Here is a 24,338-nt window from a genome sequence, read left to right as displayed (position 1 = left end):
CTGAACGGCGTCGCCATGCCGGCCTCCGCGCTGGCGCAGACCACGCTCAACGTACGCGATGCCGACATCCGCGCATTCATCGCCGATGCCGCGCGGGTCACCGGCCGGACGTTCATCATCGACAATCGTGTGCAGGGGAAGGTGACCGTGGTCACCGATCGCCCGTTGAGCAAATCGGAATATTTCGAGGCGGTGCTGTCGACCCTGCGTGCCAACGGGCTGGTCGCGGTGCCGACGGGCAACGGGGCGCTGCGCGTGCAGCCGATCGACAATGCGGCCGCGCAGCCGAGCCGGATCGGCGTGGCCGGGGCCGGCCGCAACAGCTTCGTCACCGAGATCGTGCGCCTTCGTTCGATCGACGCCGCCCAGGCCATCGAAACGGTGCGGCCGCTCGTCAGCGCCCAAGGATCCGTCAGCGCCAATCGCGGCGCCAACAGCCTGGTGATCGTCGATTTCGCGGACAACATCCGCCGCGTGCGCGAGGTCCTGCGCCGGGTCGATGCGGACAATGCCTCGACCCGCGTCATCGCGCTGAAGAATGCGAGCGCGAAGGAGATCGCCGCGGCCTTGCAGGGCTTGGTCGGCGGGGCAGGCGGCGGGCAGGGCGGCGGCGCCGCACCCGGTGCGGTCGGTGCGTCGGTCGTCGCGGTCGACAGCTCCAACAGCGTCATCATCCGCGGCGACGCCTCGAGCGTGGCGCGGCTCGCCTCGGTCGCTGCGGACCTCGACCAGAAGGCGAAGAACGGGACCGAGATCAAGGTCGTGTTCCTCGAGAACGCCGATGCCGCGCAGCTGCTGCCCGTGCTGCAGCAACTGGTCGGCCAGACCCCGGACCAGCCGCAGCAGACGCAGCTGAGCCGCGCCGGCTCCGGACTGACCGCGAACGGCGGCTCGGGCGGCACGAACCGCATGGGCGCGCCCGCGCTGTCGCAGCCGATCGTGTCGCAGGCGCCTGCGAGCGTCGGCGGCGGCGCGGCGAACGGCCAGCCCGCGATAACGACGCAGGGCGGCCGGACGGCGGCGGTGGTCACGCGCTTCCAGGGCGCCAATGCGATCGTCATCGCTGCGCCGGCGGACATCCAGCGCCAACTGGCCGATGTCGTGCGGCAGCTCGACACGCGCCGCGAGCAGGTGGTCATCGAGGGGATCGTCGCGGAAGTCTCCGACGCCACCGTCAACCGGCTCGGCGCGCAGTTCATCCTCGCCAACCCGTCGGGCGGTGCGTTCGCGGCCTCGACCTTTTCGAACTCCGCGCCCAACATCCTGCAGATCGCCGGCGCGATCGGCGCGCGTGAGCTCGGCCGCAACACGACGACGACCGTCGCCAATGGCGTCGCGACGACGGTGACGACGAACACGGGCGCGTCGGACCAGCTGACCCAGTCGGCGATCAGCTCGATCCTCGGCTCGACCGGCGGCTTCGGCGGGTTTGGTGGCCAGATCGGCGACACGATCTTTGGCGCGATCATCAATGCGGTGAAGAGCGACACCACGTCGAACCTGCTGCAGGTGCCGCACCTGGTCACGCTCGACAATCAGGAAGCTTACAGCCTGGTCGGCCAGGAGATTCCGATCACCACCGGACAGGCGCTGTCGAACAATTTCGACAATACCTTCCGCACGACGCAGCGGGAAAACGTCGGCATAGAACTGACCGCGCGGCCGCAGGTCAATTCCTCCGGCTCGATCAAGCTCAACCTTCGGCTGGAGGTGAGCTCGATCGCGGGACCGGTGTCGAACGACAATAGCGACCTCATCCTCAACAAGCGGCAGGTCGAGACGACGCTGACCGTCGACGACGGGCAGATCGCTGTGATGGGCGGTCTGCTCAGCGACGAGGAACGTCGAACGATCGAGAAGATCCCGTTGCTCGGCGACATTCCGGTGCTCGGCAACCTCTTCAAGTCGAAGGCGAAGTCGCGCAACAAGACCAATCTGATGATCTTCATCCGCCCGACGATCCTCCGCACGCCGGAGGACAGCCGCAAGCTGGCCGAGCGGCGCTATGGCTATCTCCGCCAGCAGCAGGGCCTGCAGACGCCGGGCGAGGAACCGACGATTGACGAGCTGGTGCGCGACTATCTGGGCGCGGCGCCTCCCATCCCGTCCGCGCCGGGACCGGGCAATATCGAGGACCCGCGGATCGCGGTTCCCGTACGAACAAGCGTCTCCCAGCGGACGATCCGGCCGGAGAAGCGGCGGTGATGGAGACCTTCGCGCCCGGGGCCGATCTCGATCCGCTACCGCCGGTCGCGCGCGAGGCGTCGCCGCTGCCCGAGGACAGCGCAGCCGTCGATCCGGCCGCGGTGCCGATGGTCGCCATCCCCTACGGCTTTGCGCGCAAGCACGGCGTCGTGCTGCAGCCCACCGAGCCCGAAGCGACGCCCGTCGTCGCGCTGCGCGAGGGCGCCGATCCGCGCATGCTGATCGAGGTGCGCCGATATCTGGCGCGGGCGTTCGACGTCGCGGTCGTGCCGCCCGTGGCGTTCGACCGGCTGCTGTCCGATGCCTATGCCATGGACGGGCAGGCGACGGCGATGGCGGCGGTGGGCATGGGCGACGAGCTCGACATGCTCGCGGAAGGGCTGCCGACCGCCGAGGATCTGCTCGACACGGCGGACGATGCGCCGGCGATCCGCCTGATCAACGGCATCATCGCCGATGCCGCGCGCAACGGCGTGTCGGACATCCATATCGAACCCTATGAGACCGGCCTCGTCGTCAGGATGCGGATCGATGGCGTGCTGCGCGAGACGCTGCGCATGCCGCCGCACGTCGCGCCCGTCGTGGTCAGCCGCATCAAGGTGATGGCGCGGCTCGACATCGCGGAACGCCGGGTGCCGCAGGACGGCCGGATGGGGCTGACACTGGGCGGCAAGCTACTGGACGTCCGCGTCTCGACGCTGCCGAGCCGCGCGGGCGAGCGGGTCGTGCTGCGCATCCTGGACAAGGAGAATGCCGGCATCGACCTCGACGCGCTCGGCATGGACGAGGCGATGTACGCGCTGCTCCGCCACGCGCTGGCAGAACCGAACGGCATCATCCTCGTCACCGGGCCGACGGGATCGGGCAAGACGACGACGCTCTACGGCGCGCTGCGCCTTCTGAACGACGGCAGCCGCAACATCCTGACGGTCGAGGATCCGGTCGAATATGCCGTCGAGGGCGTCGGTCAGACGCAGGTGAACGCCAAGGTGGGCCTGACCTTCGCCGCCGGTCTGCGCGCGATCCTGCGCCAGGACCCGGACGTGGTGATGGTGGGCGAAATCCGCGATCGCGAGACCGCGGAGATCGCGGTGCAGGCGTCGCTGACCGGACATCTCGTGCTGTCCACGGTGCATACCAACGACGCGGTCGGCGCGATCACGCGCATGCGCGACATGAAGGTCGAACCGTTCCTGCTCGCCTCGACGCTGCGCGCGGTGATCGCGCAGCGGCTGGTCCGGCGGCTGTGCGACGTGTGCCGGCGGCCGGTGCGGGCCGCGGACGGCGTCGCGCCGCTGCTCGGCATCAAGCCGGGCAAGATGGTGTACGAGGCGGTCGGCTGCGAGCGTTGCAACCATACCGGCTACCGCGGCCGCATCGGGGTGTTCGAGGGCGTGCGCGTCGACGAGACGATCCGGCGGCTCATCAACGAAGGCGGCGACGAGGCGGCGATCGCGCGCCACGCCTTCGAACACAGCACCAGCCTGGCGCAATCGGCCAAGGCGTTGGTCAAGGCGGGACTGACGACCCCCGAGGAAGCCGTGCGCGTGACGCGGCGCGAGGCGGACGATGCCTAGCGCCACCGTGACGCCGCCTCGCCCGGCCAGGGCCGATGGCTGATTTCGACTATGTCGCGATCGACACGCGCGGCAGCGAGCAGCGCGGGCATGTCGCGGCGGCCGATATCGACGCGGCCCGGGCCAGTCTCGACCGGCGCCGGCTGTACGTCGTCCGGATCGAGCCGGGCGCGCCGCCCGCGACGACGCGCCGTCCGCTGTTCGGCCTTCAGTTCGGCCGGCCGAAGATGAGCGGCAAGCAGCTGACGTTGTTCACGCGCCAGCTCGCGACGCTCAACCGCGTGTCCCCGCTGGAGGAATCGCTGCGCACCATCACGCGGCAGACGGAGCAGGACAGCGTCCGCGGCATCGTCGTAGCCGTTCACGCCGGCGTCGTCGAAGGGCGCCGGCTGGCCGATTCGATGGCGCGGGAACCGAAGAGCTTTCCGCCCCTGTATCGCGCGATGGTGGCGGCGGGCGAGAGCTCGGGCAGCTTGCCCACCATCCTTGACCGGCTCGCCGCGCTGCTGGAACGGCAGGCGGAAATCCGGGGCAAGCTGATCACCGCGCTCGCCTATCCGACGATCCTCGCGGTGGTGGCGCTGGGCGTGGTCACGGCCTTGATGATGTTCGTCGTGCCACAGGTCGTCGAGCAGTTCGACACGGTGGGCCAGCAGCTCCCGCTGCTGACGCGGATCGTCATCGCGATATCCGCCCTTCTCGTCGGCTGGTGGTGGCTGATGGCGCTGGTCGCACTCGCGATCGGCGTCGGTAGCTGGTTCGCGCTCAGGGATCCGGCGCTGCGCCTCGCCGTCGATACGCGCCTGCTGCGACTGCCACTCGTCGGGCGCCTGTTGCGCGACCTTCATGCGGCGAGGATGGCGCGCACTTTGGGGACGATGGTCGCGAGCCGATTGCCGCTGCTCGAAGGACTGGCGCTGACCGCCTCCACCATCCACAACCGGCGGCTGCGCCTGGCGTCGGACGAGATCGTCGACGCGATCCGCGGCGGCGGCAGCCTGTCGGCGGCCATGCGGCGGGCGGGCGTGTTCCCGCCGCTGCTCACCTATCTGGCGGCGTCGGGCGAGGCGGCCGGGCGGCTGGACGAGATGCTGGAACGCGCGGCGGATTATCTGGAGCGCGAGTTCGACCGCTTCACCGCGACCGCACTGTCGCTGCTCGAACCGGCGATCATCGTGGTGATGGGCGGTATCGTCGCTACCATCGTGCTATCCATCCTGCTGCCGATCCTCCAGCTCAACACGCTCGCGGGTCAATGAGGAAGTCTATGAACATCGAAGACAAGAAGCGCCGCCGTCGCCGGGACGAAGAGGGGTTCACGCTCGTCGAGCTGATGGTCGTCATCGTGATCATCGGTCTGCTCGCGACGATCGTGGCGCTCAACGTATTGCCGTCGGGCGACAAGGCGCGGGTCGAGAAGGCGAAGGCCGATATCGCGCAGATCGAGGGCGGGCTCGAGCTGTACCGCCTGCAGATGTCCACCTTCCCGACGACCAGCCAGGGGCTGCAGGCGCTCGTCACAGCGCCGGCGGGCGCGGACGCCTCTCGCTATCAGCGCGGCGGCTATCTGAAGAAACTGCCGAACGATCCGTGGGGCCGGCCGTATCTCTATGCGTCGCCGGGCAAGCACGGCGAGGCCGACGTCTGGACCTATGGTGCGGACGGCAAGGAAGGCGGCGAGGGAATCGATGCCGACATCGGCTCCTGGCAGTAACGCGACCGATCCGCGAGGGGCGGTCCAGGCGAAGCGGCCGGCCGGCCATGGCTTCACGCCCGTTCGGCGTTCCGCCGAACACGGCTTCACGCCCGTTCGGCGTTCCGCCGAACACGGCTTCACGCTCGTCGAACTGATGGTCGTCGTCGTCGTGATCGCGCTGGCCGCGGCGGTCGCGGTCTATGCGATGCCGGATCCGCGCGGACGCGTCGCCGACGAGGCGGCGCGGTTCGGACTGCGTGCACGCGCGGCGCACGACGCCGCGATCGTCGGGGGGCGCAGCGTCAGCCTGTGGATCACGCCCGGCGGCTATGGCTTCGATCAGCGCGTCGCGGGCGCCTGGACGCCGATGGCGGACACGCCGATGCGGGTGACGCGCTGGAACGACGGTACGGCCGCGCGGATCGACGGCGCGACCGGCGGGCGGCTGCGTGTCGTCTTCGATCCGACCGGCCTGGCCGATCGGGCGGCACAGGTCGTGCTGACCCGCGGTCCGGCACGCGCCGTCATCGACGTCGCGGCCGACGGCAGTGTGCGGATCGCGAGCTGAACCATGGCCGCGCGCGCACCCTCGTCACGGCAAGCGGGCTTCACGCTGATCGAGATCATGGTCGCGCTCGCGGTGTTCAGCCTTGCCGTATTGGCGCTGGTGCGGCTGGAAAGCGCGACGGTCCGCGGCGCGACGATCCTCGACGACACGATGGTGGCGAATCTGGTCGCGCGCAATGTCGCGATCGAGGCGGCGACGGAGGCACGCACGCCGACGATCGGGCGCAGCGCGGGGGTGGAGACGAACGCCGGACGCGCGTGGAACTGGGTGCGCGAGGTGCGGCCGACGGGCAATGCACAGATCGTGCGGATCGATGTCGCGGTCGCGGATCGTCGCGGGACGACGATCGGCCGGGCGACGGTGGTCCGGCCGCCGGACGCACAGCCGTGAGGCCGCGCACGCCCTGCAGGACGGAGGCCGGCTTCACCCTGGTCGAGGTGATGATCGCCCTGCTGATCTTCGGCATGATCGCGGCTGCGGGCGTCGCGATCCTGTCGTTCAGCGTCCGTGCGCAGGGCGCAACCTCGACGCGGCTCGACGACATCGGTGCGCTCAACCGGACCATCGCGCTGGTGTCCGGCGATCTGGGGCAGGCGATCGACCGGCCCGCGCGCGACGAGGCCGGACAGATGCTGCCGGCCTTCACCGGCGGGCCCGACGGCCAGATGCTGTTCGTGCGCACCGGCTGGGCCAATATCGACGCGGCGCCGCGGGCGAGCGCGCAAAAGGTCGCCTATCGCGTCGCGGACGGCACCCTGCTGCGGATCGCCTATCCGATGATCGACGGCGCCGCGGCGCTGACGCCGGTGCCGCTGCTCACTGGCGTGGCCGGCGTCGGTGCGCGCTATCGGCTGCGCGGCGCGTGGAGCGATCGCTGGGACGGGACGCAGGGCGCCGCCTTGCCCCAGGCGGCGGAACTCGTCGTCCGGCGTACGAACGGCAGCGTGCTGCGAATCGTCACGCTGGTCGGCACGGGTTATCTGCCGCCGCCCGCGATGCCTGTCGGACAGATGCCCAATGCGCCGCCCGCCTGATCGAGAGCGGGGGGCGGCCCTGCTCACCGTCCTGATGCTGGTCGCGGTCATCGCCGTGATGGCCGGCGCCGCGCTGGAGCAGCTACGTCTGTCGACGCGCCTTGCCGGCAATGCCGCGGATGGCGAGCAGGCGCGGGCCTTCGCCCGTGCCGCGGAGGTGCTGGCGACGACCCGGGTCACCGACCTGCTCCGGCAGGCGGGCAATTCGGTGACGCTGGCCGGCGGGTGGAGCGGACGACCGATCCCGTTGCCGCTGCCCGGCGGGGGTGCCGCGGTCGCGCGCGTGACCGACGGGGGCAATTGCTTCAACCTCAACAGCCTGGTGCGGCCCGGTCCGTTGCAGGGGACCTATACCGAATATTTCGAGCAGCGCGTCCAGTTCGTGCGACTGATGCGCCTGGTCGGCGTACCGACGCAGGCAGGAGAGGCCATCGCCGCGGCGGCGACCGACTGGATCGACAGCGACCAGAATGCCTTGCCGGGAGGGGCGGAGGACCAGACCTACCTGGCCAAGGACATACCCTATCGCACCGCCGGCACGCTGATGGCCGATCCCAGCGAGCTGCGCGCGGTGAACGGAGTCACGCCCGACATCTACGCGAAGCTGCGACCGTGGCTGTGCACCCTGCCCAAGGCGCAGGCCACGACGCTGAACATCAACACGCTTACCCCGGAACAGGCGCCGCTGGTCGCGATGTTGTTCGGCGATTCGCTTTCGGTGGACGCCGCGCGGTCGATGATCCTGCGCCGGCCGCCGCAGGGGTTCGCGAGCACGGACGCGTTTTTGAATCTCGCTTCCGCCAATGGCGTCGTGCCCGCCAACAGGGGGCAGTTCGGGCTGAAGAGCCAATGGTTCTCGCTCGGCATCGACGTTACGCGCGGTCAGGCGGATCTGAAGGAAACTGCCTTGATCGATGCGACGACGCTTCCCGTGCGGCTCGTCTCGCGGCAATGGGGCGATGACCTATGACGACCTTGCTCTTCCTTCCGACGATCGATCTCGGCTGGCGCTGGCTGCGCGTGGCCGACACCGGCGCGATCCATGGTGACGAGGGGCTGCCGGCGCTGGAGGATGCGATCGTCGCGATCGCACCGGCGGAATCGGTGACGCTGCACTGGGCGGACCTTCCGGCGCGCTCCACCGCGCAGGCGGTGGCGGCCGCCAGGCTGCTGGTGGCGGAGGCGAGCGCCGCACCGATCGCCGAGCTGCACATCGCGGTCGGACCCGAGGGGGAGGGCGACCGCGCCATCGCCGTGGTCGATCGCGGTGCGATGGCGGGCTGGCTCGCGGACCTCGCCGCGCACGGGATCGATCCGCAGATGGTGATCCCGGCGCCATTGCTCCTGCCCCGTCCCGTGGAAGGCTATGTCCACGGCACCATCGCCGGCACCGGCATGATGCGGGGCCGCGCCACCGCTTTCGCCGACGATCCCCTGCTGACGCCGCTCGTCGTCGGCGACGTGCCGGTCGAGAGCCTGACCGGCGAGGCGCTCGACGATGCGCTGCGCGCGGCCGTCGCGGCACCGCCGCTCGATCTGCGGCAGGGGGCGTTCGCGCGCCGGCGGCGGATCGGCATCGATTGGGCGCATGTGCGTCGCCTCGGCACGATGGCCGCGGCGATCCTGCTCGTCACGCTGAGCATCGATCTCGTCCGGATCGCCAAATACAGCTTCGGCGCGGATGCGCTGGAAGCACGCGCGGAGGCACTGGGACGCACCGGTCTTGCCCGTGGGGAGACCGTCACCGACGTCGACCGGCAATTGGTCGAGCGGCTCAGCAACGTGCGCGGGCCGGGCCTGGGCTTCACCACCACGGCTGCCGCGGTCTATGCGGCGATCCGCGCGACACCGGGGACGGAACTGACCGGTCTCGATTTCCAGCCGAACGGCGACCTGCGCCTGTCGGTCGCCGCGGCGCGGGAGTCGCTGCCGACCGACCTCAAGCGCGCGCTCGAAAGGGCCGGCTTCACAGTCGAGGCAGGCGTGTTCCAGGCGGCCAACGGCCGCGTGACGGGAGAGATGACGGTGACCCGGCGATGACCGCCTTCCGCGCCTGGTTCGACGGGCGATCGCTGCGCGAAAAGCGCCTGATCCTCGTGATGCTCGGCCTTGCCGTGCTGACCATCCTCTGGGCGGGCATCGTGCGACCGGTGCGCGACGGCCTGTCGAGCGCGCGCGAGCGGCACGCCGACGCGGTTGTCCGCCTTGGCACGACGGAAAGCGCAATCGACGCCATTCGTGCCGCCGGTCGCCGCGTACCGCTGACGGGCAGCCTTGCCGACGCCTTGCGCGCGCAGGCGGAGAGCGCCGGCTTCGTCCTCGCCACGCTGGACGAGCGCACCGGCGGGCGCGTCCATACCTCCATCCAGGCCGCACGACCGGCCGCGCTGTCGCGCTGGATCGCGGACCTCGAGGGCAGCGGCGTCCTGGTGGACAGCGCGACCTGGCACGATAATGGTGATGGCAGCGTCTCCGCCGACCTCGTCGTCAGGGCGCGCGCGTCATGAGGCGCCTGCGCTTGCGAACCGGGCCTACGGCCCTGTTCGGCGCGATGCTGGTCGCCGCGCTGCTGCTGTTCCTGCCGATGCGGTTGGCATTGGGCTGGATCGGGCTCGGCGAAGAGGGGTTCAGCGCGCGCAGCGTCGAGGGATCTGTCTGGGACGGGCGACTGGTGGAGGCGCGGTTCGGCGACCTGTCGCTCGGCACGCTCCACGCGGGCGTCTCGCCTTTGGCATTGCTGATCGGACGGGCCAGGATCGGCCTGGAAGACGATCTTGGCGGCCTTCGTGGCGCGATCACGATCAGCCGCCATCGCCGCGCGCTCGATCATGTCACCGCGACGCTGCCGACGGGACGGGTCTTCGCGCCGCTGCCGGTCACCTCGCTGATCCTGGAGGATGTGACGATCCGCTTCGCCGACGCATCCTGCGAAGCGGCCGACGGACGGGTGCGGGCGACGCTGGTCGGCGACGCCGGTGGCGTGCCGCTGCCCACCCAGCTTTCCGGCAATGCGCGCTGCGACGGCACGGCGTTGCTTTTGCCGCTTGCAAGCCAGGCGGGCACGGAGGGGGTCGAGCTGCGGGTGACGGCCGACGGCCATTACAGCGCGCAGATGCGGATCGCCGCCACCGATCCCGTCGCGGCCGAGCGGCTGGCGGCGGCAGGCTTCACGCCTTCGGGCAGCGGGTATCGCCTGACGATCCAGGGTAGCTTCTGAACGTACCGGCCGGGGTGATGCAACGCCCGGAGAAGCGACGATTACGCAGCGACCGGCCGTGCTGCTTCGCGCGGCGCCGCGCAAAAACGTCTGCGGCAACTTGACGAAGCCCCGCCTCCCTCGTAGGGGCACGGGCCTTCGCGGCGACCGTAGTTCAATTGGTTAGAGCGCCGGCTTGTGATGCCGGAAGTTGCGGGTTCAAGTCCCGTCGGTCGCCCCATCTCTCCTGTCCTTTTTTGCTAAGTGCCGATCAGGGCTGGCCAAAAGTGCGGGGAAAGAATATTACCGCTCCCCGCAACAACATTATGCAGCGGAGCAGGTCATGACCTCGGTGTGGGATCTTCCCGATTTCGACAGCCACGAGGGCGTGCACGCCTTCACCGATCCCGAATCGGGCCTGCGCGCGATCATCGCGATCCATTCGACGCATTTGGGGCCGGCGGCCGGCGGCGCGCGCTTCTGGCATTATGCGGCGGGCGACCAGGCGGTGACCGACGCGCTGCGCCTGTCGCGCGGCATGAGCTTCAAGAACGCCATGGCCAATCTGGCGCTCGGCGGCGGCAAGGGCGTGATCCTCGCCGACAAGCCCGGCGCCGTGATCAGCGAAGCGCAGCTGAAGGCCTTCGGTCGCGCCGTCGAGTCGCTTGGCGGCCGCTATGTCACGGCGGAAGACGTCGGCATGTCCGAGGCGCGGATGAAGGTCATCGCCGGAGAGACCAGATACGTCTCCGGCCTGCCGGTCGAGAGCGGCGCGGCGGGCGGCGACCCCGGTCCCTATACGGCGCACGGCGTCTATCTCGGCGTGAAGGCGGCGGCGCAGCGTGGGCTGGGCGCGACGGACATGAAGGGCGTGCACGTCGCGATCCAGGGCGTCGGATCGGTGGGCGGCGGTCTCGCCCGGCTGCTCGCACGGGATGGCGCGACGCTGACGCTCGCCGACGTCGATGCGGCCCGTGCGCAGGCGCTTGCGCAGGAGCTGGGCGGCCAGGCGGTCGCCGCGGGAACCATCCTGGGCGTGGAAGCCGATATCTTCAGCCCGAACGCGCTGGGCGCCATCCTGACCGAGGCGACGATCCCGACGCTGACCGCGAAGGTGGTCGCGGGCGGCGCGAACAACCAGCTCGCGACCCGCGAGGACTATGATCGCCTGCACGAGCGCGGCATCCTGTACGCGCCGGATTACGTCATCAACGCCGGCGGCATTATCAATGTCGGTCTCGAATATCTCGGACAGGGTGACGAGGCCGAGGTGATGGCCCGCATCGAGAAGATCCCCGCGCACCTCAACGAAGTGTGGGACGAAAGCGATCGGACCGGCCGCCCGGCTGCGGAAGTCGCGGACACGATCGCGCGCCGCCTGATCGGGCGGGGCTGATCGATAGGGGCTAGGCGCCACCGCCCCTCCCACGCGGGGAAGGGCGGTGGCGGACCGTCGCGTCGAACCTGCGTGGCGGCTTGGCGGCGTGCGCATTCCTGCTATGACCCGCACGATCGTGCCGAGCCTCCACGCCCTCGCCAATCCCGCGCGTTTCCTGCGCATCGCCCGGCCCCTGACGCCGGTGCTGACGCTGGCGGGGCTGGCGCTGCTCGCCTTCGGCAGCTGGGCGGGACTGACGCGCACGCCCGCCGACTATCTGCAGGGCGAAACGGTCCGTATCCTCTATGTCCATGTACCCGCAGCCTGGCTCGGCATGGTCGGCTGGAGCGGGCTGGCGGTGGCGAGCGCGGCATTCCTGATCTGGCGCCACCCGCTCGCCCAGATCGCGGCGCGCGCGATCGCGGTTCCGGGCGCGACGTTCGCGGCCATCTGTCTCGTCACCGGCGCCATCTGGGGACGGCCGACCTGGGGAACCTGGTGGCAATGGGACGGGCGGCTGACGTCGATGCTGCTGCTGTTCTTCGTCTATTGCGGCTACATGGCACTTGCCCGCGCGGACGCCGATCGCGGCGGCGACGGGCGCATACCTGCTCTCTACGGTATCGCCGGCACCGTGCTGCTGCCGGTCATCCGCTATTCGGTCGTCTGGTGGAACACGTTGCATCAGGGGCCGTCGATCAGCCTGACGCGCTCCAGCATCGATGCCAGCATCCTGTGGCCGCTGGGCTTCACCGGCATCGGCGCGACCTTGCTGTTCGCCGGCATCGTGCTGATGCGCATGCGCATGATTCTCGCCCGTACGAAGGCAGAGGCGCGGATGCGCCGGATGGCCCGCGCATGAATCCCTGGCCTTTCGTCACCGTCGCCTATGTCGTCGCACTGGGCGGTGCCGCGGTGCTGACCCTGGCGAGCTGGATCGCGATGCGGCGGGCCGAGAAGTGACCGCCAAGAACCAGCGGCTGACGCTCGTCCTGCTCGCGCTCGCCGCGATGGTCGGCGCCGGGCTCCTCGCGCTGTCCGCGCTGCGGGATCAGGCCAGCTTCTTCTACGCGCCCTCGGACGCACGCCGCGACGGCCTGCCGCTCGGTCGTGAGGTGCGGCTGGGCGGGATGGTGCAGGCGGGATCGATCGTGCGGGCCGCCGATGGCGTGACGATCCGCTTCGTCGTCGGCGACGGGCTGGCGACGACGCCCGTGACGTTCCGCGGCATCGCCCCCGACCTTTTTCGCGAACGGTCGGGCGTCGTTGCCGAGGGGCATTTCAATCCCGACGGCAGCTTTACCGCGACCAACCTGCTCGCCAAGCACGACGAGAAGTACATGCCGCCGCAGGTCGCGGGTGCCATGCACGAGACGAAGACGCTGACGAAATGATCGCGGAGGCTGGCCTTGCCGCGCTGTGGTTCGCCGCCGCGCTCGCCGCGCTGCAGCTGGTGCTCGCCGCCGCTGCGGTCGCGCGCGGGCAGGAGGCGCTGGTCGGCGGCGTGCGTCCCGTCGCCATCCTGCAAGGCGGCTTCGCCGCCGCCGCCATGGCGGCGCTGATCGCCGTTTTCCTCGCCTCCGACATGTCGGTGCGGGTCGTCGTCGAGAACAGCGCGGCCGCCAAGCCGTGGATCTACAAGTTCGCCGGCGCCTGGGGCAATCATGAGGGGTCCATGCTGCTCTGGGTCACCATCCTCGGCCTCGCCGGCGGAGCGGTGGCGATCCTGGAGCGGCGTCTGGACGCGCGTACGCTGATCGCGACGCTCGGCGCACAGGCCGCGCTGGCGCTCGGCTTCTACGCCTTCCTGCTGTTCTCCTCCAACCCGTTCGACCGCGTCAGCCCGGCGCCGCCGGACGGACTGGGTCTCAATCCGCTGCTGCAGGATCCTGGTCTCGCCTTCCATCCGCCGACGCTCTACGTCGGCTATGTCGGCATATCGGTCGCCTTCTCCTTCGCGGTCGGGGCGCTGGTGACGGGACAGGTCGGTCCCGCCTTCGCCAAGGCCATGCGCCCTTGGGTGCTGGCGGCCTGGATCTTCCTGACGATCGGTATCACCGCCGGCAGCTATTGGGCCTATTACGAGCTGGGCTGGGGCGGCTGGTGGTTCTGGGACCCGGTCGAGAACGCCTCGCTGATGCCCTGGCTCGCCGCCACCGCGCTGCTCCACTCGGTCACCGTGCTCGCGACGCGCGACGGACTGCGCGCCTGGACCGTGATGCTGGCGGTCGTCGCCTTCTCCATGTCGATGATCGGGACATTCCTGGTCCGCTCCGGCATCCTGACCAGCGTCCATGCCTTTGCCGTCGACCCAAGGCGCGGTGCGTTCATCCTGGCCCTGCTCGCACTTTATATCGGCGGCGCGCTGGCGCTGTTCGGCGCGAGGATCGGCACGGTGCGGGCCGGCACGACCTTCGAGCCGGTCAGTCGCGAGGGCGGTCTCGTCATCAACAACCTGCTGCTGTCGGTCATCCTGGGCGTCGTGCTGATCGGCACGCTCTACCCGCTCGTCGCGGCGAGTTTCGGCGTGCAGCTGTCGGTCGGGCCGCCCTTCTTCAACAAGGCGGCGGGGCCGATCGCGCTCGCGCTCGTAGTGGTCATGGCGGCCGGGCCGCTCATCCGCTGGCGGCGCGACGATGCCGGGCAATTGACCGGCCGGCTGACCTGGCCGATCGCCGCGACCTGCTTCGCCGCGGCGGCGCTGGTGGCGTTCGGTCCGATACCCGTTCTGCCGACGATCGGGCTCTCGCTCGCTGCGGGGCTCGCGGTGGCCAGCATCCTGCCGGTGATCCGTCGCCACCCGTTGCGCACCCCGCTATTCACCTGGGGCATGGTCGTCGCGCACCTGGGAATCGCGGTGAGTCTCGCCGGCATGGCCTCCGACAGCGCCTTCACCAAGGAGACGCTGCTCGCGGTCACCGTCGGCCAGCCCGCGCGCGTCGGGCCGTTCACGGTCCGGCTCGACGGGATAAAGCCCGTGATCGGCGAAGGCTGGTCGGCGTTGGAAGCGCGGCTGTCGGCAACGCGGGACGACGACCTCACCGTGTTGCGCCCGCAATCCCGCTTCTTCTCGACGCCGCCGACATCGACGAGCGAGAGCGCGATCGCGACCTTCTGGGACGGTCAGCTCTACACCGTGCTGGGCCAGCCGGATGCCAATGGCCGCTGGCAGCTGCGCCTGTGGTGGAAACCGTTCGTGACGCTGATCTGGCTGGGAGGTGCGCTGGTGGCACTGGGTGGGGCGCTGTCGCTCATCGGCCGCTGGCGGCGCGAACGACGCGCGCGCATGCGGGACTATTGGGCATGAAGCGCCTGCTGCTCTGGTTGCCGCTCGCCGGCTTCTCGTTCCTGTTCGGCATAGCCGCGCTGGGCCTGATCAAGCCGGCGGACCGTATTGTGCGTTCGCACCTGGTCGGCAAGCCGCTCCCCGAATTCCGTTTGCCGCCGCTTGCTGCGGGCAAGCCCGGGCTGACGACCGCGGACTTCCGGCAAGGCAAGCCGCGGCTGCTCAACATCTTCGCCAGCTGGTGCATCCCCTGCGCCGCCGAGGCGCCGCAGCTGCTGCGCCTGAAGGCCATGGGCATTCCGGTCGACGCCGTCGCCATCCGTGATACCGCGCCGGCCCTCGCGGCCTTCCTGCGCCGCAACGGCGACCCCTATGATCGCATCGGTGACGACAGGCAGAGCGCGGTGCAACTCGCCATCGGCTCGTCGGGCGTGCCGGAGACGTTCGTGATCGACGGACAGGGGCGGATCGTCCTTCAGCACGTCGGCGACATCCGCGCCGAAGACGTCGACACTATCGCCGCAGCGGTCAAGGGCGCGCGATGAGGCGCTGGCTCTTACCGGTGGCGCTGATCGCCGCACCCGCCCTCGCGGACCCGTCGACGCCGCCGGCGGCGCTCGCCAATACGCAGCTGCGCGATCCCCTGCGCGAAGCCAAGGCACAGCGGCTGATGGAGACGCTGCGCTGCCTCGTCTGCCAGGGCCAGTCGATCGCCGACAGCGATGCGAGCATCGCGGGTGACATGCGTGCGCTGGTCCGCCAGCGGATCGCGGCCGGGGAGAGCCCCGATGCGATCCGCCGCTGGCTGATCGCGCGTTACGGCGAATATGTGACCTACGATCCGCCGCTCAACGGGGCGACCTGGCCATTGTGGTTCGCGCCGGTCGTGTTCCTTGTCGTCGGCGTCGCAGTCGCGCGTCTCAGCTTCCGCCGAAGGGCGCAATAATGGGCTGGCTGGCGCTGCTGATCCTCGCCGTCCTCGGTGCGGCGGCGGTCGTGCTGCTCCGCGTACCGCGGATGCTGTGGAGCGCCGTCGGCGCCGCGGCGATGCTCGGTGCCGCCGGCTACGCCTGGCAGGGGCGACCCACGCTTCCCGCTCACCCGGCAGTGGCGCGCGCTTCCGTCCTGCCTGACGACCTGACGATGATCGACCTGCGCAACCGCATGCTCGGCCAATATACCGCGGACGGCGCGTATCTGGTCGCGGCGGATGCGATGAGCCGGTCCGGCGACCCGCGCGCGGCGGTGCGGGTCATCCTGGGCGGGATCGCGCATGTTCCGGAAAGCCTGATGCTCTGGACCGCGCTGGGGGGTGCCCTGGCGACGCATGACGGCAACCGCGTGTCGCCGCCCGCCCTGTTCGCCTTCCAGCATGCCATGCGACTGTCGCCGCAGCATCCCGCGCCGCCGTTCTTCCTCGGCCTTGCCTATGTGCGGGAGGAGAATTTCGACGTGGCGCGACGCTATTGGCGCCGCGCTCTCGCGCTGACTCCCGCCGATGCGTCCTATCGGCGCGATATCGCGATCCGGCTCATGCTGCTCGATCGGCTGATCGCGATGCAGGATGCCGCGCGTCGTTGATCGGCGATGCCCCTCCCGCGGACGGGAGGGGATGAGAGGTCACTGACCGCGCCCGGTCTGCTCCTGCAGCGCGTCGATCCGTTTCGACGCCTCCGCCTTGCTCAGCCCGTCCTCAAACGGCTCGCCGGCTTCCTCGCTCAGCGCCTTGAGGTAGCTCGCCTGCGCGCCGGTCATCGGCTCGCCGCCGGTCGTCCAATCGTCCGGATCCTTCTCGGCATTGCCGGTGGGGTGATCCTTCGGGTTTTCGGACATCTGCTTTTCGTCAACGGACATGGGGTCTTCCTTTCGAAAGACCCCAACCCCTGTGTTCCTTATCCGTTCCAACCGGAGAACGGCAGGTCCAGCGCCTCGGCGACCGCGTGGTGCGTGATCTTGCCGTGGTAGACGTTGAGACCGTTCGCCAGATGCGCGTCCGCCTTCATCGCCGCCTCGGCGCCCATGTTCGCCAGCTTGACCGCGAACGGCAGCGTCGCGTTGTTGAGCGCGAAGGTGCTGGTGCGGGCGACCGCGCCCGGCATGTTGGCGACGCAATAATGGATGACGCCGTCGACGTCGAAGACCGGGTCCTCGTGCGTCGTCGCATGGCTCGTCTCGAAGCATCCGCCCTGGTCGATGGCGATGTCGACCATCACCGCACCGCGCTTCATCGTCTTGACCATGTCGCGCGTGACGAGCTTCGGCGCCGCCGCGCCGGGGACGAGTACCGCGCCGATGACGAGGTGCGCGTTCTTCACCGCCGCGGCGATCGCCGCCTTGCTGGCATAGGCGGTCTTGATCTGGCTGGAAAAGAACATGTCCAGTTCGGCGAGCCGATCGTTGGAGATGTCGTAGATCGTCACGTCGGCGCGCATGCCGACCGCCATCTGCGCGGCGTTGACGCCCGAGACGCCACCGCCCAGGATCGCGACCTTCGCGGGGGCGACGCCCGGCACACCGCCGAGCAGGACGCCGCGGCCGCCCTGTTCCTTTTCCAGATAATGCGCACCGACCTGCACCGACATGCGGCCGGCGACCTCGCTCATCGGCTTCAGCAGCGGCAGGCCGCCGCGCGCCGCGGTCACCGTCTCATAGGCGATGCACGTGGCGCCCGACTTGATCAGCCCCTCGGCCTGCGGCTTGTCGGCCGCGAGGTGAAGGTAGGTGAAGAGCAGGTGGCGCGATTCGAGCAGCGCGATCTCGCTCGCCTGCGGTTCCTTGACCTTCACGATCATGTCCGCCGCGGCGAACACCTCCGCCGCGCTCCCCAGGATCTTCGCCCCGGCGGCGACATAATCCTCATCGCCGAAGTCGATGCCGGCACCCGCCTGCGTCTCGACGACGACGTCGTGGCCCGCCGCGACCAGCTCCGCCACCGACGGCGGGGTCAGGCCGACACGATATTCGTGGTTCTTGATCTCCTTGGGTACGCCGATTCGCATCTTGAACTCTCCTTGTGTCGATCGCCGCATTAGCGCCGTTGCGCCGGGAGGAGTTTGCAATCTCGTCCGGTTGACGGCAGGGACGCAGGAAATCATCCCGAGGGTCCGCCGATGTCCGCAACGATTGTGCTCGACGCGCTGGACCGCCGCATCCTGTCGCAACTGGCCGCGAATTCCGACCTGACCAGCGCCGAACTGGGCGAGGCGGTCGGCCTGTCGCCCAGCGCCGCCCACCGGCGCGTGGCGACGCTGCGCGAGCGCGGCCTCATCGCCGGCTATCGGGCCGTGCTCAGCAGGGCCGCGCGGGGCGATCCGAGCACCGTGCTCGTCAACGTCACGCTGCGCGACCAGCGCGAGGAGACTATGGCCGCCTTCGAACGCGAGATCGTCGATTGCCGCGAGGTCCGCGAATGTTTCCTGATGAGCGGCGAGGCCGACTATATGCTTCACGTCGAGGTCCGGCGGGACGACACCTTCGAGCGAATCCACCGCGAGACGTTGTCGCGCCTGCCGGGGGTCGCGCGTCTTGCCTCGCATTTCGTGATCCGCGAGGTGGTCCGCCGCGGCTGACGGACCCTGCCGACGTGCCCGGCGTTGCCCCCTTCGTTCAGCCCATGCTAAGGCGCGCGCCAATGGAACAGGTAGGGAACTGCGGCCACTGCGGCCGCGTCACCGCGATCGGTCCGCGCTCGTCATGAGCGCGCCCATCGCCGCCGCGACGCCGGATGCACGCGGCACGCAGGCCGAGCATGGACTCGGTCACCCGCATCATAGCGATGGGTTGCTCAAGCTCGCCGTAGGGGCGGTGGGCATCGTGTTCGGCGACATCGGCACCAGCCCGCTGTACGCGTTCCGCGAAACCTTCGCCGGCCATCACAAGCTGGCGCTCGATCCGATGCACATCATGGGCGTGCTCAGCCTGATGTTCTGGTCGATGATGATCGTCGTTTCGATCAAATATGTCGCGATCATCATGCGCGCCGACAACAAGGGGGAGGGGGGAAGCCTCGCCCTGCTGGCGCTCGTCTCCGGAAGGACGCGCAGCCGCCGGTGGACCGCGGGCATCATCCTGCTGGGCGTGTTCGCGACCTCGCTCTTCTATGGCGATTCGATGATCACGCCGGCGGTCACCGTGCTCGGCGCGGTCGAAGGCCTCGCGATCGCCGCGCCCGCCTTCTCGCCGCTGGTGCTGCCGATCGCGGTGGTCATCCTCGTCGCGCTGTTCTGGGTGCAGAAGAACGGCACCGCGCGCATCGGGCTCGTGTTCGGTCCGATCATGCTCGTCTACTTCGCGACGATCGCGGTCCTCGGCATCCTGAGCGTCGTGCAGACGCCTGAGGTGCTGGGCGCGTTCTCGCCGCATCATGCGATCCGTTTCTTCGCCCACGATCCCGTGCGTGCCTTCCTCGCTCTCGGATCCGTCGTGCTGGCGGTGACCGGGGCGGAAGCGCTCTACGCCGACATGGGGCATTTCGGGCGCCGGCCGATCGGCCTGTCATGGCTGTGTTTCGTGCTGCCCGCGCTGATGTGCAACTATCTGGGGCAGGGCGCGCTGCTGTTTCGCGAAGGGCGCGCGGCGCTCGAGAGCCCGTTCTACATGCTCGCCCCCGACAGCCTGCAGCTGCCGCTGGTGATCCTGGCGACCATGGCGGCGATCATCGCCAGCCAGGCGGTGATTTCCGGCGCCTTCTCCGTGACGCAACAGGCGATCCAACTCGGCTATATGCCGCGTTTGCGCATCGAACACACCAGCGCCTCCACCGCAGGACAGATCTATATCCCCCTCATCAACTGGATGCTGATGGCGATGGTGATCCTGCTGGTGCTGTTCTTCCGCACCTCGTCCAACCTGACCTCGGCCTATGGCATTGCGGTGACGGGCGCGATGTTCATCGACTCGTGCCTGCTCGGCGTCGCGCTGCTGCGCCTGTGGAACTGGCCGGTCTATGCCGCCGCGCCCCTGCTCGGGCTCTTTTTCCTGGTCGACGGGGCCTATTTCACCGCCAACCTGACCAAGGTGCCCGACGGCGGCTGGTTCCCGCTCATGATCGGCCTGATCGTCTTCACCCTCCTCACCACCTGGTCGAAGGGGCGAGCGCTGATGATGGCCCGGCTGCGGGAGGCGGCGATGCCGCTCAAGGTGTTCATCACCTCCGCCTCGAGCTCGGCGAGCCGCGTGCCGGGCACCGCCGTGTTCATGACGTCGACCGCCGACGGCGTGCCGCACGCGCTGCTGCATAACCTCAAGCACAACAAGGTGCTGCACGAGCGCGTCATTCTCCTGACGGTCAAGGTGGTCGAACAACCCTATTGGCCCGCCGACCAACGCGCGGACGAACAGGCGATCGGCGAAGGCTTCTATCGGGTCGTGCTGCGCTACGGGTTCATGGAGGAGGTCGACGTTCCCGCCGCCCTGAAGCGCGTCCACACCTGCGGCGCCGATTTCAAGATGATGGACACGAGCTTCTTCCTGTCCCGCCAGACCCTTTTGCCGTCGGAGCGACCGGGCATGATGCTGTGGCGCGAGAAGCTGTTCTCGTGGATGCTGCGCAATGCGGAAAGTGCGATGGAATTTTTCCGGCTGCCGACGAACCGGGTCGTCGAGCTCGGCAGTCAGGTGGAGATTTGAGCACGTCCACGATGCCTTCGGCGGGCGCGCCGATCATCGTCAGCGCGGTGTTCGGTCGCCAGGACCAGGGCTGGTTCGATGCGCAGCGCGCCGCGCACTTTCCGCCCGAGCGAAATCAGCTTTCCGCGCACCTGACGCTGTTCCACCATCTGCCGCCATCGGCGGAGGCGGAACTTAAGCACCGTCTGGTGCAGGAGACGCGCGGCGTTCGGGCCCCCCGCGCGCGGATCGGCGGCTTGATGTCGCTGGGACGCGGTGTCGCCTACCGTATCGAATCGCCGGACCTGGTCGCGATCCGCCATCGGCTTGCCGATGCGTTCGCCGGTCTGCTGACGCCGCAGGACGCCGGCGGCTGGCGACCCCATGTCACCATCCAGAACAAGGTGCAGCCGAATGTCGCCAAGCTGCTGCTGACGGGTCTGTCGCGCGACTTCGTGCCGCGCGAGGTGGAGGTCGCGGGGCTGGCGGCCTGGTGGTATCGCGGCGGCCCGTGGGAAAACATTTCCCGGCACATGTTCGCTTGACGCCCCTCGATCGCCTCCATATAGGCCGCGGCTCGCGAGTGAGCCGCCGGGTTTCGGCGGAGTAGCTCAGCTGGTTAGAGCACGGGAATCATAATCCTGGGGTCGGGGGTTCAAGTCCCTCCTCCGCTACCATCCGCCCGGTCGGATGGCGGCAGGCCACTCGCGAATCTCCTCTGATCAGATCGTCGGAACGCTGGCGTCGAACAGGCGGCAGTCCGCGCGTTGCGTCCCGCTCAGCGCGCTATCGTTGCGAAGGGAATAGGCGGTGCGCTGACGCACGTTGAACGCCTGCAAGCGACGGATCGTCCAGCCACGGAACAGCGGAAGCGGCGTGATCGGCTGGTAGGTGTAGACGATCTCCGCGACCATCACGGCGGTGCCGCTCGAGGCAGAGATGACGTTGGTCGACGGCCCCATGCCGAGAATCATCGACTTGGTCTCGACCGCGCCGTCGTCCGGGTTGGGATCGTCGAGGTTCGTCACGGCCGCGCCGTTGGCGTCGAGCGGCCCCCCGTAACCGGAGCTGACGTTCAGCGCGCCCACGCAGCGCTGCCAGCGGATCCATTGACGGTAGCCGTTGGGATTGTCCGTCGTGATCGGCCCGGCCCCGCCGGTCGTGTTCGTCCGCTGCTCGAGGTCCGACAGGATGATCCTGCCGTTGGCGGCGAATCCGATCGGCTCGCCCATCTTGCGGGCGCCGACCATCAGTTCATTGATGTCGGCTTCGTCGATCGACGTCCGCACGCGGCCGGCATTGTCGGCAACCGTCATCGCGATTTGCGACACGCGCAGCGACGCCTGCATGAAATGCGCGGTTTCCAGCCCGCCAACCCCGAGCGTCAGCAACAGGGGCAGGGAATAGGCGAACTCGACGAGCGCAAGCCCGCTGGTCGCGGATGCGAGCATCGCGAGCGGTCGACGCCGCGTAACGAGGCGGCGGATCAGTTGCATATCGTCGGCGGGTCCGGCTGCGCCGCATAGGGCTGGTTCTTCATCATCGTCGTGCCCGTGATCGTCGTGGTTCCCGACAGTCCGAGCAGGCGGCCCACGGGGAGCAGGTTCGGATAGCTGACGGTTGCCTGGTAATAGACGATGTCGTCGGACCCGCCCGTACCGCCGCTCCCGGAATCGGCATCCCATCTGCCGTTGCGGTTGAGATCGAGGTAGCAGTCGCCGGTGTTGTAGGTGCCGAGCGGCGCCGTGTCCGTCGTGATCGGCTCCGGCTTCCCGACATGCGCGAAGTCGTAATAGCTGGACGGCGTAACCGTCACGGTCGCGCGCGGCAGGATGCGCTGGATCTGCCTGCGCACCGAGGCGGCGATCGTCGCGGGGTCGTTGCTGGTCGAGACCGTGACCTGCCGCGCGGACTGTTCCAGCGCGCCCTGCAACTGGACGCCGACATAGGCCCGGATGCCCAGGTCCATCATCCCGATCAGCAGCATCATCAGGCAGGGGGCGACGATCGCGAATTCCACGATGGTCGTGCCGCGTCGATCGCGCAGGGGCGCAATGATGCCGATCACTGCGTCAGCCTCAATGCGCCGATGTTCTTGCCGATCTCGACGAATTTAGCCACCAGCGCCGCCGAATTGGCGGAGGTCGACGCCTGGCTCGGAGAACTGGCGCAGTTGGTCAGGTTGGTATCCAGGGCCTGGGCAAAGCCGATTACCCAGACCGAATACCCCATCGTCTTCGCCTTCGCGCAAAGAAGATTGAAGCGTTGCTGGTGCCGCGCCATCTGGTCGGCCTTGTTGGACTGGTTCCCTCCCGGGGTCACGCGCCCGTCGAGGTCCTCGACGCCATAGGCCGAGTAATAGCCGGAATAGCCGGTATCGAGCAGACCGTCGGTCATGAAGATGATGAATTTCTTGACCGGCATGCCGCTGTAGGTCTGCGGATTGTTCGCACCGAAGATGCCGTTCGAAGAGGCCCAACGCGCGCCCCAGCGCATGCCCGCATCATGATAGGTGCCCCCGTCCGGCGTCAGCGTGTTGACGTAGGTGACAAGCGCATCGCGGCTCCAGGTCGCCATCGGCGCGGCCTGCGCGGGACAAGCGAGCTGCGGCTTGCGGACCTCCGTATAGATGCCCCAGTTGTAGCTGAGATACTCGACCTCCGGCCAGTAGGGACGCCAGCGCGTGGCGTCGTTGTAGGGGATGAGGTCGATGTCCAGGTCATAGGCCGCCGGGTCGATGCTGGTGGCGGTGCTGGACATCCGCGTGGTCTGCCGCTCCTCGATGCAGCCCGCCCACGCCGCCGAATAGCGGTCGGGCGTCCAGTAATCGGCGATCGGAGTCAGGCCTTGCGATTTGTTCGGGTCGGACGTGCCCACCTTGGCGTTGCCGCTGCCGCCGCGGCCGGCGATCCGTACGGGCTGGCCCGACAGATATTGCGTGACGTCATATGTTCGTGGGCCGTAGCTGAAATACTCGCAAATACCGCTCGGGCTATCGTAGGTGCCCGACAGGTAGCTGCAATAATATTGGCTTGTGTAGGCCCAATTCTGTGCTCTGCTCTGATATGTCGCCTGCGTCGCCATGTAGCTGGGATTGGCGGCCATGATCGCTGCGCCGACATTCACGGTGCTCGAATAGGGAACGATCCCGTAGCGAAGTCGCATGCCCGCGGCCTGAAGTGCCGCCTGCGTCGGGGCGAGCTGGTCGTACAGCGCGAGCACGGCGTTGCGCACGCCGGCGATCTTCGACACCGTGTCGCTAGGGGTCGCAGGATCCTTCATCGACCCCGTGGTATCGAGGACCAGCACGACGTCGGTATTCACGAAATCCTGCTTGGCGTTGCACGTCACCGAAATGGGCAAGGCCGAAAATCCGAAGATTTTCATCACGGTGACCGGCGACGTCGAGGCAGCCGTGAGAACCACGGTTTGCGCCGATCCCGGCGCGCTGCTGACCGTGGGCGTAAACGCGCTGGTGCCGAAGGCGCGTTGGGGGAAGTTGAAGTTGAAGAACTTGGTTACCTCGGCGGTCACCGCGGAATCGACCGAACCGGCGGTCATCGCGCGCCGACCGGCAAGCACCGCGGCGTCACAGGCATGCTGCATCCGCGTGCGCGAGGCATAGGCGCGGCCCAGATCCACGCCGGATCCGATCACGGCGAGAAGAACCATGATGTAGAAGGCGCTCAGCATGATCACGTTGCCGCGCCGGTCGCGGGCGAGACGGGCGATCAGGCGGGAGAGCCTGCCTATGTTCGGACGTGCGCGGCGGACCATGGTGAATGCGTGCG

General features: G+C 68.7%; 26 protein-coding genes and 2 tRNA genes. 23 read left to right on the top strand and 5 right to left on the bottom strand.

From position 1 onward, the window contains the following. Positions 1-15: 15 nt before the first annotated feature. The 19 genes from gspD (at position 16) to IQ292_RS06185 (ending at position 16,521) form a co-directional block, all read left to right on the top strand. Positions 16-2,205 carry a type II secretion system secretin GspD gene (gene gspD, locus IQ292_RS06275; protein WP_238940899.1) on the top strand — a complete coding sequence of 730 codons (2,190 nt, stop codon included), beginning with the start codon at positions 16-18 and terminating at the stop codon, positions 2,203-2,205. 107 nt (positions 2,206-2,312) lie between these two features. Next, positions 2,313-3,782 (top strand): GspE/PulE family protein, encoded by a 1,470-nt coding sequence (locus IQ292_RS06270; RefSeq protein ID WP_203309706.1) that lies wholly within the window; start codon positions 2,313-2,315, stop codon positions 3,780-3,782. A gap of 35 nt (positions 3,783-3,817) precedes the next feature. Continuing rightward, complete coding sequence (gene gspF / locus IQ292_RS06265; RefSeq protein ID WP_203309470.1) at positions 3,818-5,041, top strand: type II secretion system inner membrane protein GspF; 1,224 nt, start codon at positions 3,818-3,820, stop codon at positions 5,039-5,041. A gap of 8 nt (positions 5,042-5,049) precedes the next feature. Beyond that, the gene (gene gspG, locus IQ292_RS06260; RefSeq protein WP_203309469.1) at positions 5,050-5,496 is read left to right on the top strand and encodes a type II secretion system major pseudopilin GspG; all 447 of its coding nucleotides are present in this window, start codon (positions 5,050-5,052) and stop codon (positions 5,494-5,496) included. Further along, entirely contained in the window at positions 5,471-6,046 is a 576-nt protein-coding gene (locus tag IQ292_RS06255; RefSeq protein ID WP_203309468.1) for a GspH/FimT family pseudopilin, read from the top strand. The genes gspG and IQ292_RS06255 overlap by 26 nt, the downstream gene beginning before the upstream one ends. A gap of 3 nt (positions 6,047-6,049) precedes the next feature. Continuing rightward, positions 6,050-6,436 carry a type II secretion system minor pseudopilin GspI gene (gspI, locus tag IQ292_RS06250; protein WP_203309467.1) on the top strand — a complete coding sequence of 129 codons (387 nt, stop codon included), beginning with the start codon at positions 6,050-6,052 and terminating at the stop codon, positions 6,434-6,436. Continuing rightward, positions 6,433-7,080 (top strand): type II secretion system minor pseudopilin GspJ, encoded by a 648-nt coding sequence (gspJ, locus tag IQ292_RS06245; RefSeq protein ID WP_338057595.1) that lies wholly within the window; start codon positions 6,433-6,435, stop codon positions 7,078-7,080. The genes gspI and gspJ overlap by 4 nt, the downstream gene beginning before the upstream one ends. Beyond that, on the top strand, positions 7,064-8,050 hold the full coding sequence (gspK, locus tag IQ292_RS06240) for a type II secretion system minor pseudopilin GspK (protein WP_203309466.1): 987 nt from the start codon (positions 7,064-7,066) through the stop codon (positions 8,048-8,050). The genes gspJ and gspK overlap by 17 nt, the downstream gene beginning before the upstream one ends. Next, positions 8,047-9,120: a type II secretion system protein GspL gene (gene gspL, locus IQ292_RS06235; RefSeq protein WP_203309465.1), complete on the top strand. Its 1,074-nt coding sequence runs from the start codon at positions 8,047-8,049 to the stop codon at positions 9,118-9,120. The genes gspK and gspL overlap by 4 nt, the downstream gene beginning before the upstream one ends. After that, positions 9,117-9,587 carry a type II secretion system protein GspM gene (gene gspM, locus IQ292_RS06230; RefSeq protein ID WP_203309464.1) on the top strand — a complete coding sequence of 157 codons (471 nt, stop codon included), beginning with the start codon at positions 9,117-9,119 and terminating at the stop codon, positions 9,585-9,587. Before gspL ends, gspM begins: the two co-directional genes overlap by 4 nt. Next, complete coding sequence (gene gspN / locus IQ292_RS06225; RefSeq protein WP_203309463.1) at positions 9,584-10,297, top strand: type II secretion system protein N; 714 nt, start codon at positions 9,584-9,586, stop codon at positions 10,295-10,297. Before gspM ends, gspN begins: the two co-directional genes overlap by 4 nt. Positions 10,298-10,440: 143 nt before the next feature. Continuing rightward, positions 10,441-10,517: transfer RNA gene (locus tag IQ292_RS06220), tRNA-His, on the top strand. A gap of 102 nt (positions 10,518-10,619) precedes the next feature. Further along, positions 10,620-11,672, top strand: coding sequence for a Leu/Phe/Val dehydrogenase (locus IQ292_RS06215; RefSeq protein WP_203309462.1), 1,053 nt, complete (start codon positions 10,620-10,622; stop codon positions 11,670-11,672). A 103-nt stretch (positions 11,673-11,775) separates the two neighbouring features. Beyond that, on the top strand, positions 11,776-12,516 hold the full coding sequence (ccmC, locus tag IQ292_RS06210) for a heme ABC transporter permease CcmC (protein ID WP_238940860.1): 741 nt from the start codon (positions 11,776-11,778) through the stop codon (positions 12,514-12,516). 97 nt (positions 12,517-12,613) lie between these two features. Beyond that, entirely contained in the window at positions 12,614-13,048 is a 435-nt protein-coding gene (ccmE, locus tag IQ292_RS06205; RefSeq protein WP_203309461.1) for a cytochrome c maturation protein CcmE, read from the top strand. Then, positions 13,045-14,961 carry a heme lyase CcmF/NrfE family subunit gene (locus tag IQ292_RS06200; RefSeq protein WP_203309460.1) on the top strand — a complete coding sequence of 639 codons (1,917 nt, stop codon included), beginning with the start codon at positions 13,045-13,047 and terminating at the stop codon, positions 14,959-14,961. The genes ccmE and IQ292_RS06200 overlap by 4 nt, the downstream gene beginning before the upstream one ends. Then, positions 14,958-15,485, top strand: a complete 528-nt coding sequence (locus tag IQ292_RS06195; protein ID WP_203309459.1) for a DsbE family thiol:disulfide interchange protein — start codon at positions 14,958-14,960, stop codon at positions 15,483-15,485. The genes IQ292_RS06200 and IQ292_RS06195 overlap by 4 nt, the downstream gene beginning before the upstream one ends. After that, positions 15,482-15,886 carry a cytochrome c-type biogenesis protein gene (locus IQ292_RS06190; protein WP_203309458.1) on the top strand — a complete coding sequence of 135 codons (405 nt, stop codon included), beginning with the start codon at positions 15,482-15,484 and terminating at the stop codon, positions 15,884-15,886. The genes IQ292_RS06195 and IQ292_RS06190 overlap by 4 nt, the downstream gene beginning before the upstream one ends. Then, positions 15,886-16,521 carry a tetratricopeptide repeat protein gene (locus tag IQ292_RS06185; RefSeq protein WP_203309457.1) on the top strand — a complete coding sequence of 212 codons (636 nt, stop codon included), beginning with the start codon at positions 15,886-15,888 and terminating at the stop codon, positions 16,519-16,521. The genes IQ292_RS06190 and IQ292_RS06185 overlap by 1 nt, the downstream gene beginning before the upstream one ends. Positions 16,522-16,560: 39 nt before the next feature. Here the strand turns inward: IQ292_RS06185 and IQ292_RS06180 are convergent, their stop codons facing one another. Together IQ292_RS06180 and ald are read right to left on the bottom strand one after the other, a co-directional pair. Continuing rightward, on the bottom strand, positions 16,561-16,794 hold the full coding sequence (locus IQ292_RS06180) for a DUF3072 domain-containing protein (RefSeq protein ID WP_238940859.1): 234 nt from the start codon (positions 16,792-16,794) through the stop codon (positions 16,561-16,563). A 38-nt stretch (positions 16,795-16,832) separates the two neighbouring features. Further along, positions 16,833-17,939 carry an alanine dehydrogenase gene (ald, locus tag IQ292_RS06175; RefSeq protein ID WP_203309456.1) on the bottom strand — a complete coding sequence of 369 codons (1,107 nt, stop codon included), beginning with the start codon at positions 17,937-17,939 and terminating at the stop codon, positions 16,833-16,835. Positions 17,940-18,050: 111 nt separating this feature from the next. Here ald and IQ292_RS06170 point away from each other — a divergent pair, with 111 nt between their 5' ends. The 4 genes from IQ292_RS06170 to IQ292_RS06155 all read left to right on the top strand — a co-directional run bounded on the left by IQ292_RS06170 (position 18,051) and on the right by IQ292_RS06155 (position 21,224). Further along, positions 18,051-18,509: an Lrp/AsnC family transcriptional regulator gene (locus IQ292_RS06170; RefSeq protein ID WP_238940858.1), complete on the top strand. Its 459-nt coding sequence runs from the start codon at positions 18,051-18,053 to the stop codon at positions 18,507-18,509. A gap of 124 nt (positions 18,510-18,633) precedes the next feature. Beyond that, a complete protein-coding gene (locus IQ292_RS06165) occupies positions 18,634-20,568 on the top strand; it encodes a potassium transporter Kup (RefSeq protein ID WP_203309455.1) in 1,935 nt (644 codons plus the stop codon). Between the two features lie 11 nt (positions 20,569-20,579). Next, the gene (locus IQ292_RS06160) at positions 20,580-21,092 is read left to right on the top strand and encodes a 2'-5' RNA ligase family protein (RefSeq protein WP_203309701.1); all 513 of its coding nucleotides are present in this window, start codon (positions 20,580-20,582) and stop codon (positions 21,090-21,092) included. A 55-nt stretch (positions 21,093-21,147) separates the two neighbouring features. After that, positions 21,148-21,224, top strand: a tRNA-Met gene (locus IQ292_RS06155). 45 nt (positions 21,225-21,269) lie between these two features. On the opposite strand, the gene IQ292_RS06150 is transcribed toward IQ292_RS06155, so the two are convergent. The 3 genes from IQ292_RS06150 to IQ292_RS06140 are packed head-to-tail and all read right to left on the bottom strand — an operon-like array spanning position 21,270 to position 24,324. Beyond that, positions 21,270-22,043, bottom strand: a complete 774-nt coding sequence (locus IQ292_RS06150; RefSeq protein ID WP_238940857.1) for a TadE/TadG family type IV pilus assembly protein — start codon at positions 22,041-22,043, stop codon at positions 21,270-21,272. Next, a complete protein-coding gene (locus IQ292_RS06145) occupies positions 22,034-22,615 on the bottom strand; it encodes a TadE/TadG family type IV pilus assembly protein (RefSeq protein ID WP_203309454.1) in 582 nt (193 codons plus the stop codon). Before IQ292_RS06145 ends, IQ292_RS06150 begins: the two co-directional genes overlap by 10 nt. Beyond that, positions 22,612-24,324: a pilus assembly protein gene (locus tag IQ292_RS06140; protein ID WP_203309453.1), complete on the bottom strand. Its 1,713-nt coding sequence runs from the start codon at positions 24,322-24,324 to the stop codon at positions 22,612-22,614. Before IQ292_RS06140 ends, IQ292_RS06145 begins: the two co-directional genes overlap by 4 nt. Positions 24,325-24,338 lie beyond the last annotated feature (14 nt).

This window comes from Sphingomonas beigongshangi (genome assembly GCF_016820445.1).
Classification (GTDB): Bacteria; Pseudomonadota; Alphaproteobacteria; order Sphingomonadales; family Sphingomonadaceae; genus Sphingomonas; species Sphingomonas beigongshangi.
Note: the sequence above shows the minus strand (reverse complement) of the source record. Positions and strands in the feature narration are given on the sequence as shown.

What these genes read in the sequence shown, in the direction of transcription:
- IQ292_RS06140 (WP_203309453.1), bottom strand. Translation starts at nt 24,324, where the DNA reads ATGGTCCGCCGCGCACGTCCGAACATAGGCAGGCTCTCCCGCCTGATC.
- IQ292_RS06180 (WP_238940859.1), bottom strand. Translation starts at nt 16,794, where the DNA reads ATGTCCGTTGACGAAAAGCAGATGTCCGAAAACCCGAAGGATCACCCC.
- IQ292_RS06165 (WP_203309455.1), top strand. Translation starts at nt 18,634, where the DNA reads ATGAGCGCGCCCATCGCCGCCGCGACGCCGGATGCACGCGGCACGCAG.
- IQ292_RS06255 (WP_203309468.1), top strand. Translation starts at nt 5,471, where the DNA reads ATGCCGACATCGGCTCCTGGCAGTAACGCGACCGATCCGCGAGGGGCG.
- gspM (WP_203309464.1), top strand. Translation starts at nt 9,117, where the DNA reads ATGACCGCCTTCCGCGCCTGGTTCGACGGGCGATCGCTGCGCGAAAAG.
- IQ292_RS06270 (WP_203309706.1), top strand. Translation starts at nt 2,313, where the DNA reads ATGGTCGCCATCCCCTACGGCTTTGCGCGCAAGCACGGCGTCGTGCTG.
- IQ292_RS06190 (WP_203309458.1), top strand. Translation starts at nt 15,482, where the DNA reads ATGAGGCGCTGGCTCTTACCGGTGGCGCTGATCGCCGCACCCGCCCTC.
- gspL (WP_203309465.1), top strand. Translation starts at nt 8,047, where the DNA reads ATGACGACCTTGCTCTTCCTTCCGACGATCGATCTCGGCTGGCGCTGG.
- gspG (WP_203309469.1), top strand. Translation starts at nt 5,050, where the DNA reads ATGAACATCGAAGACAAGAAGCGCCGCCGTCGCCGGGACGAAGAGGGG.
- gspK (WP_203309466.1), top strand. Translation starts at nt 7,064, where the DNA reads ATGCGCCGCCCGCCTGATCGAGAGCGGGGGGCGGCCCTGCTCACCGTC.
- gspF (WP_203309470.1), top strand. Translation starts at nt 3,818, where the DNA reads ATGGCTGATTTCGACTATGTCGCGATCGACACGCGCGGCAGCGAGCAG.
- IQ292_RS06160 (WP_203309701.1), top strand. Translation starts at nt 20,580, where the DNA reads ATGCCTTCGGCGGGCGCGCCGATCATCGTCAGCGCGGTGTTCGGTCGC.
- IQ292_RS06200 (WP_203309460.1), top strand. Translation starts at nt 13,045, where the DNA reads ATGATCGCGGAGGCTGGCCTTGCCGCGCTGTGGTTCGCCGCCGCGCTC.
- IQ292_RS06150 (WP_238940857.1), bottom strand. Translation starts at nt 22,043, where the DNA reads ATGCAACTGATCCGCCGCCTCGTTACGCGGCGTCGACCGCTCGCGATG.
- IQ292_RS06170 (WP_238940858.1), top strand. Translation starts at nt 18,051, where the DNA reads ATGTCCGCAACGATTGTGCTCGACGCGCTGGACCGCCGCATCCTGTCG.
- ccmC (WP_238940860.1), top strand. Translation starts at nt 11,776, where the DNA reads ATGACCCGCACGATCGTGCCGAGCCTCCACGCCCTCGCCAATCCCGCG.
- gspD (WP_238940899.1), top strand. Translation starts at nt 16, where the DNA reads ATGCCGGCCTCCGCGCTGGCGCAGACCACGCTCAACGTACGCGATGCC.
- gspN (WP_203309463.1), top strand. Translation starts at nt 9,584, where the DNA reads ATGAGGCGCCTGCGCTTGCGAACCGGGCCTACGGCCCTGTTCGGCGCG.
- IQ292_RS06215 (WP_203309462.1), top strand. Translation starts at nt 10,620, where the DNA reads ATGACCTCGGTGTGGGATCTTCCCGATTTCGACAGCCACGAGGGCGTG.
- gspI (WP_203309467.1), top strand. Translation starts at nt 6,050, where the DNA reads ATGGCCGCGCGCGCACCCTCGTCACGGCAAGCGGGCTTCACGCTGATC.
- IQ292_RS06185 (WP_203309457.1), top strand. Translation starts at nt 15,886, where the DNA reads ATGGGCTGGCTGGCGCTGCTGATCCTCGCCGTCCTCGGTGCGGCGGCG.
- IQ292_RS06195 (WP_203309459.1), top strand. Translation starts at nt 14,958, where the DNA reads ATGAAGCGCCTGCTGCTCTGGTTGCCGCTCGCCGGCTTCTCGTTCCTG.
- ald (WP_203309456.1), bottom strand. Translation starts at nt 17,939, where the DNA reads ATGCGAATCGGCGTACCCAAGGAGATCAAGAACCACGAATATCGTGTC.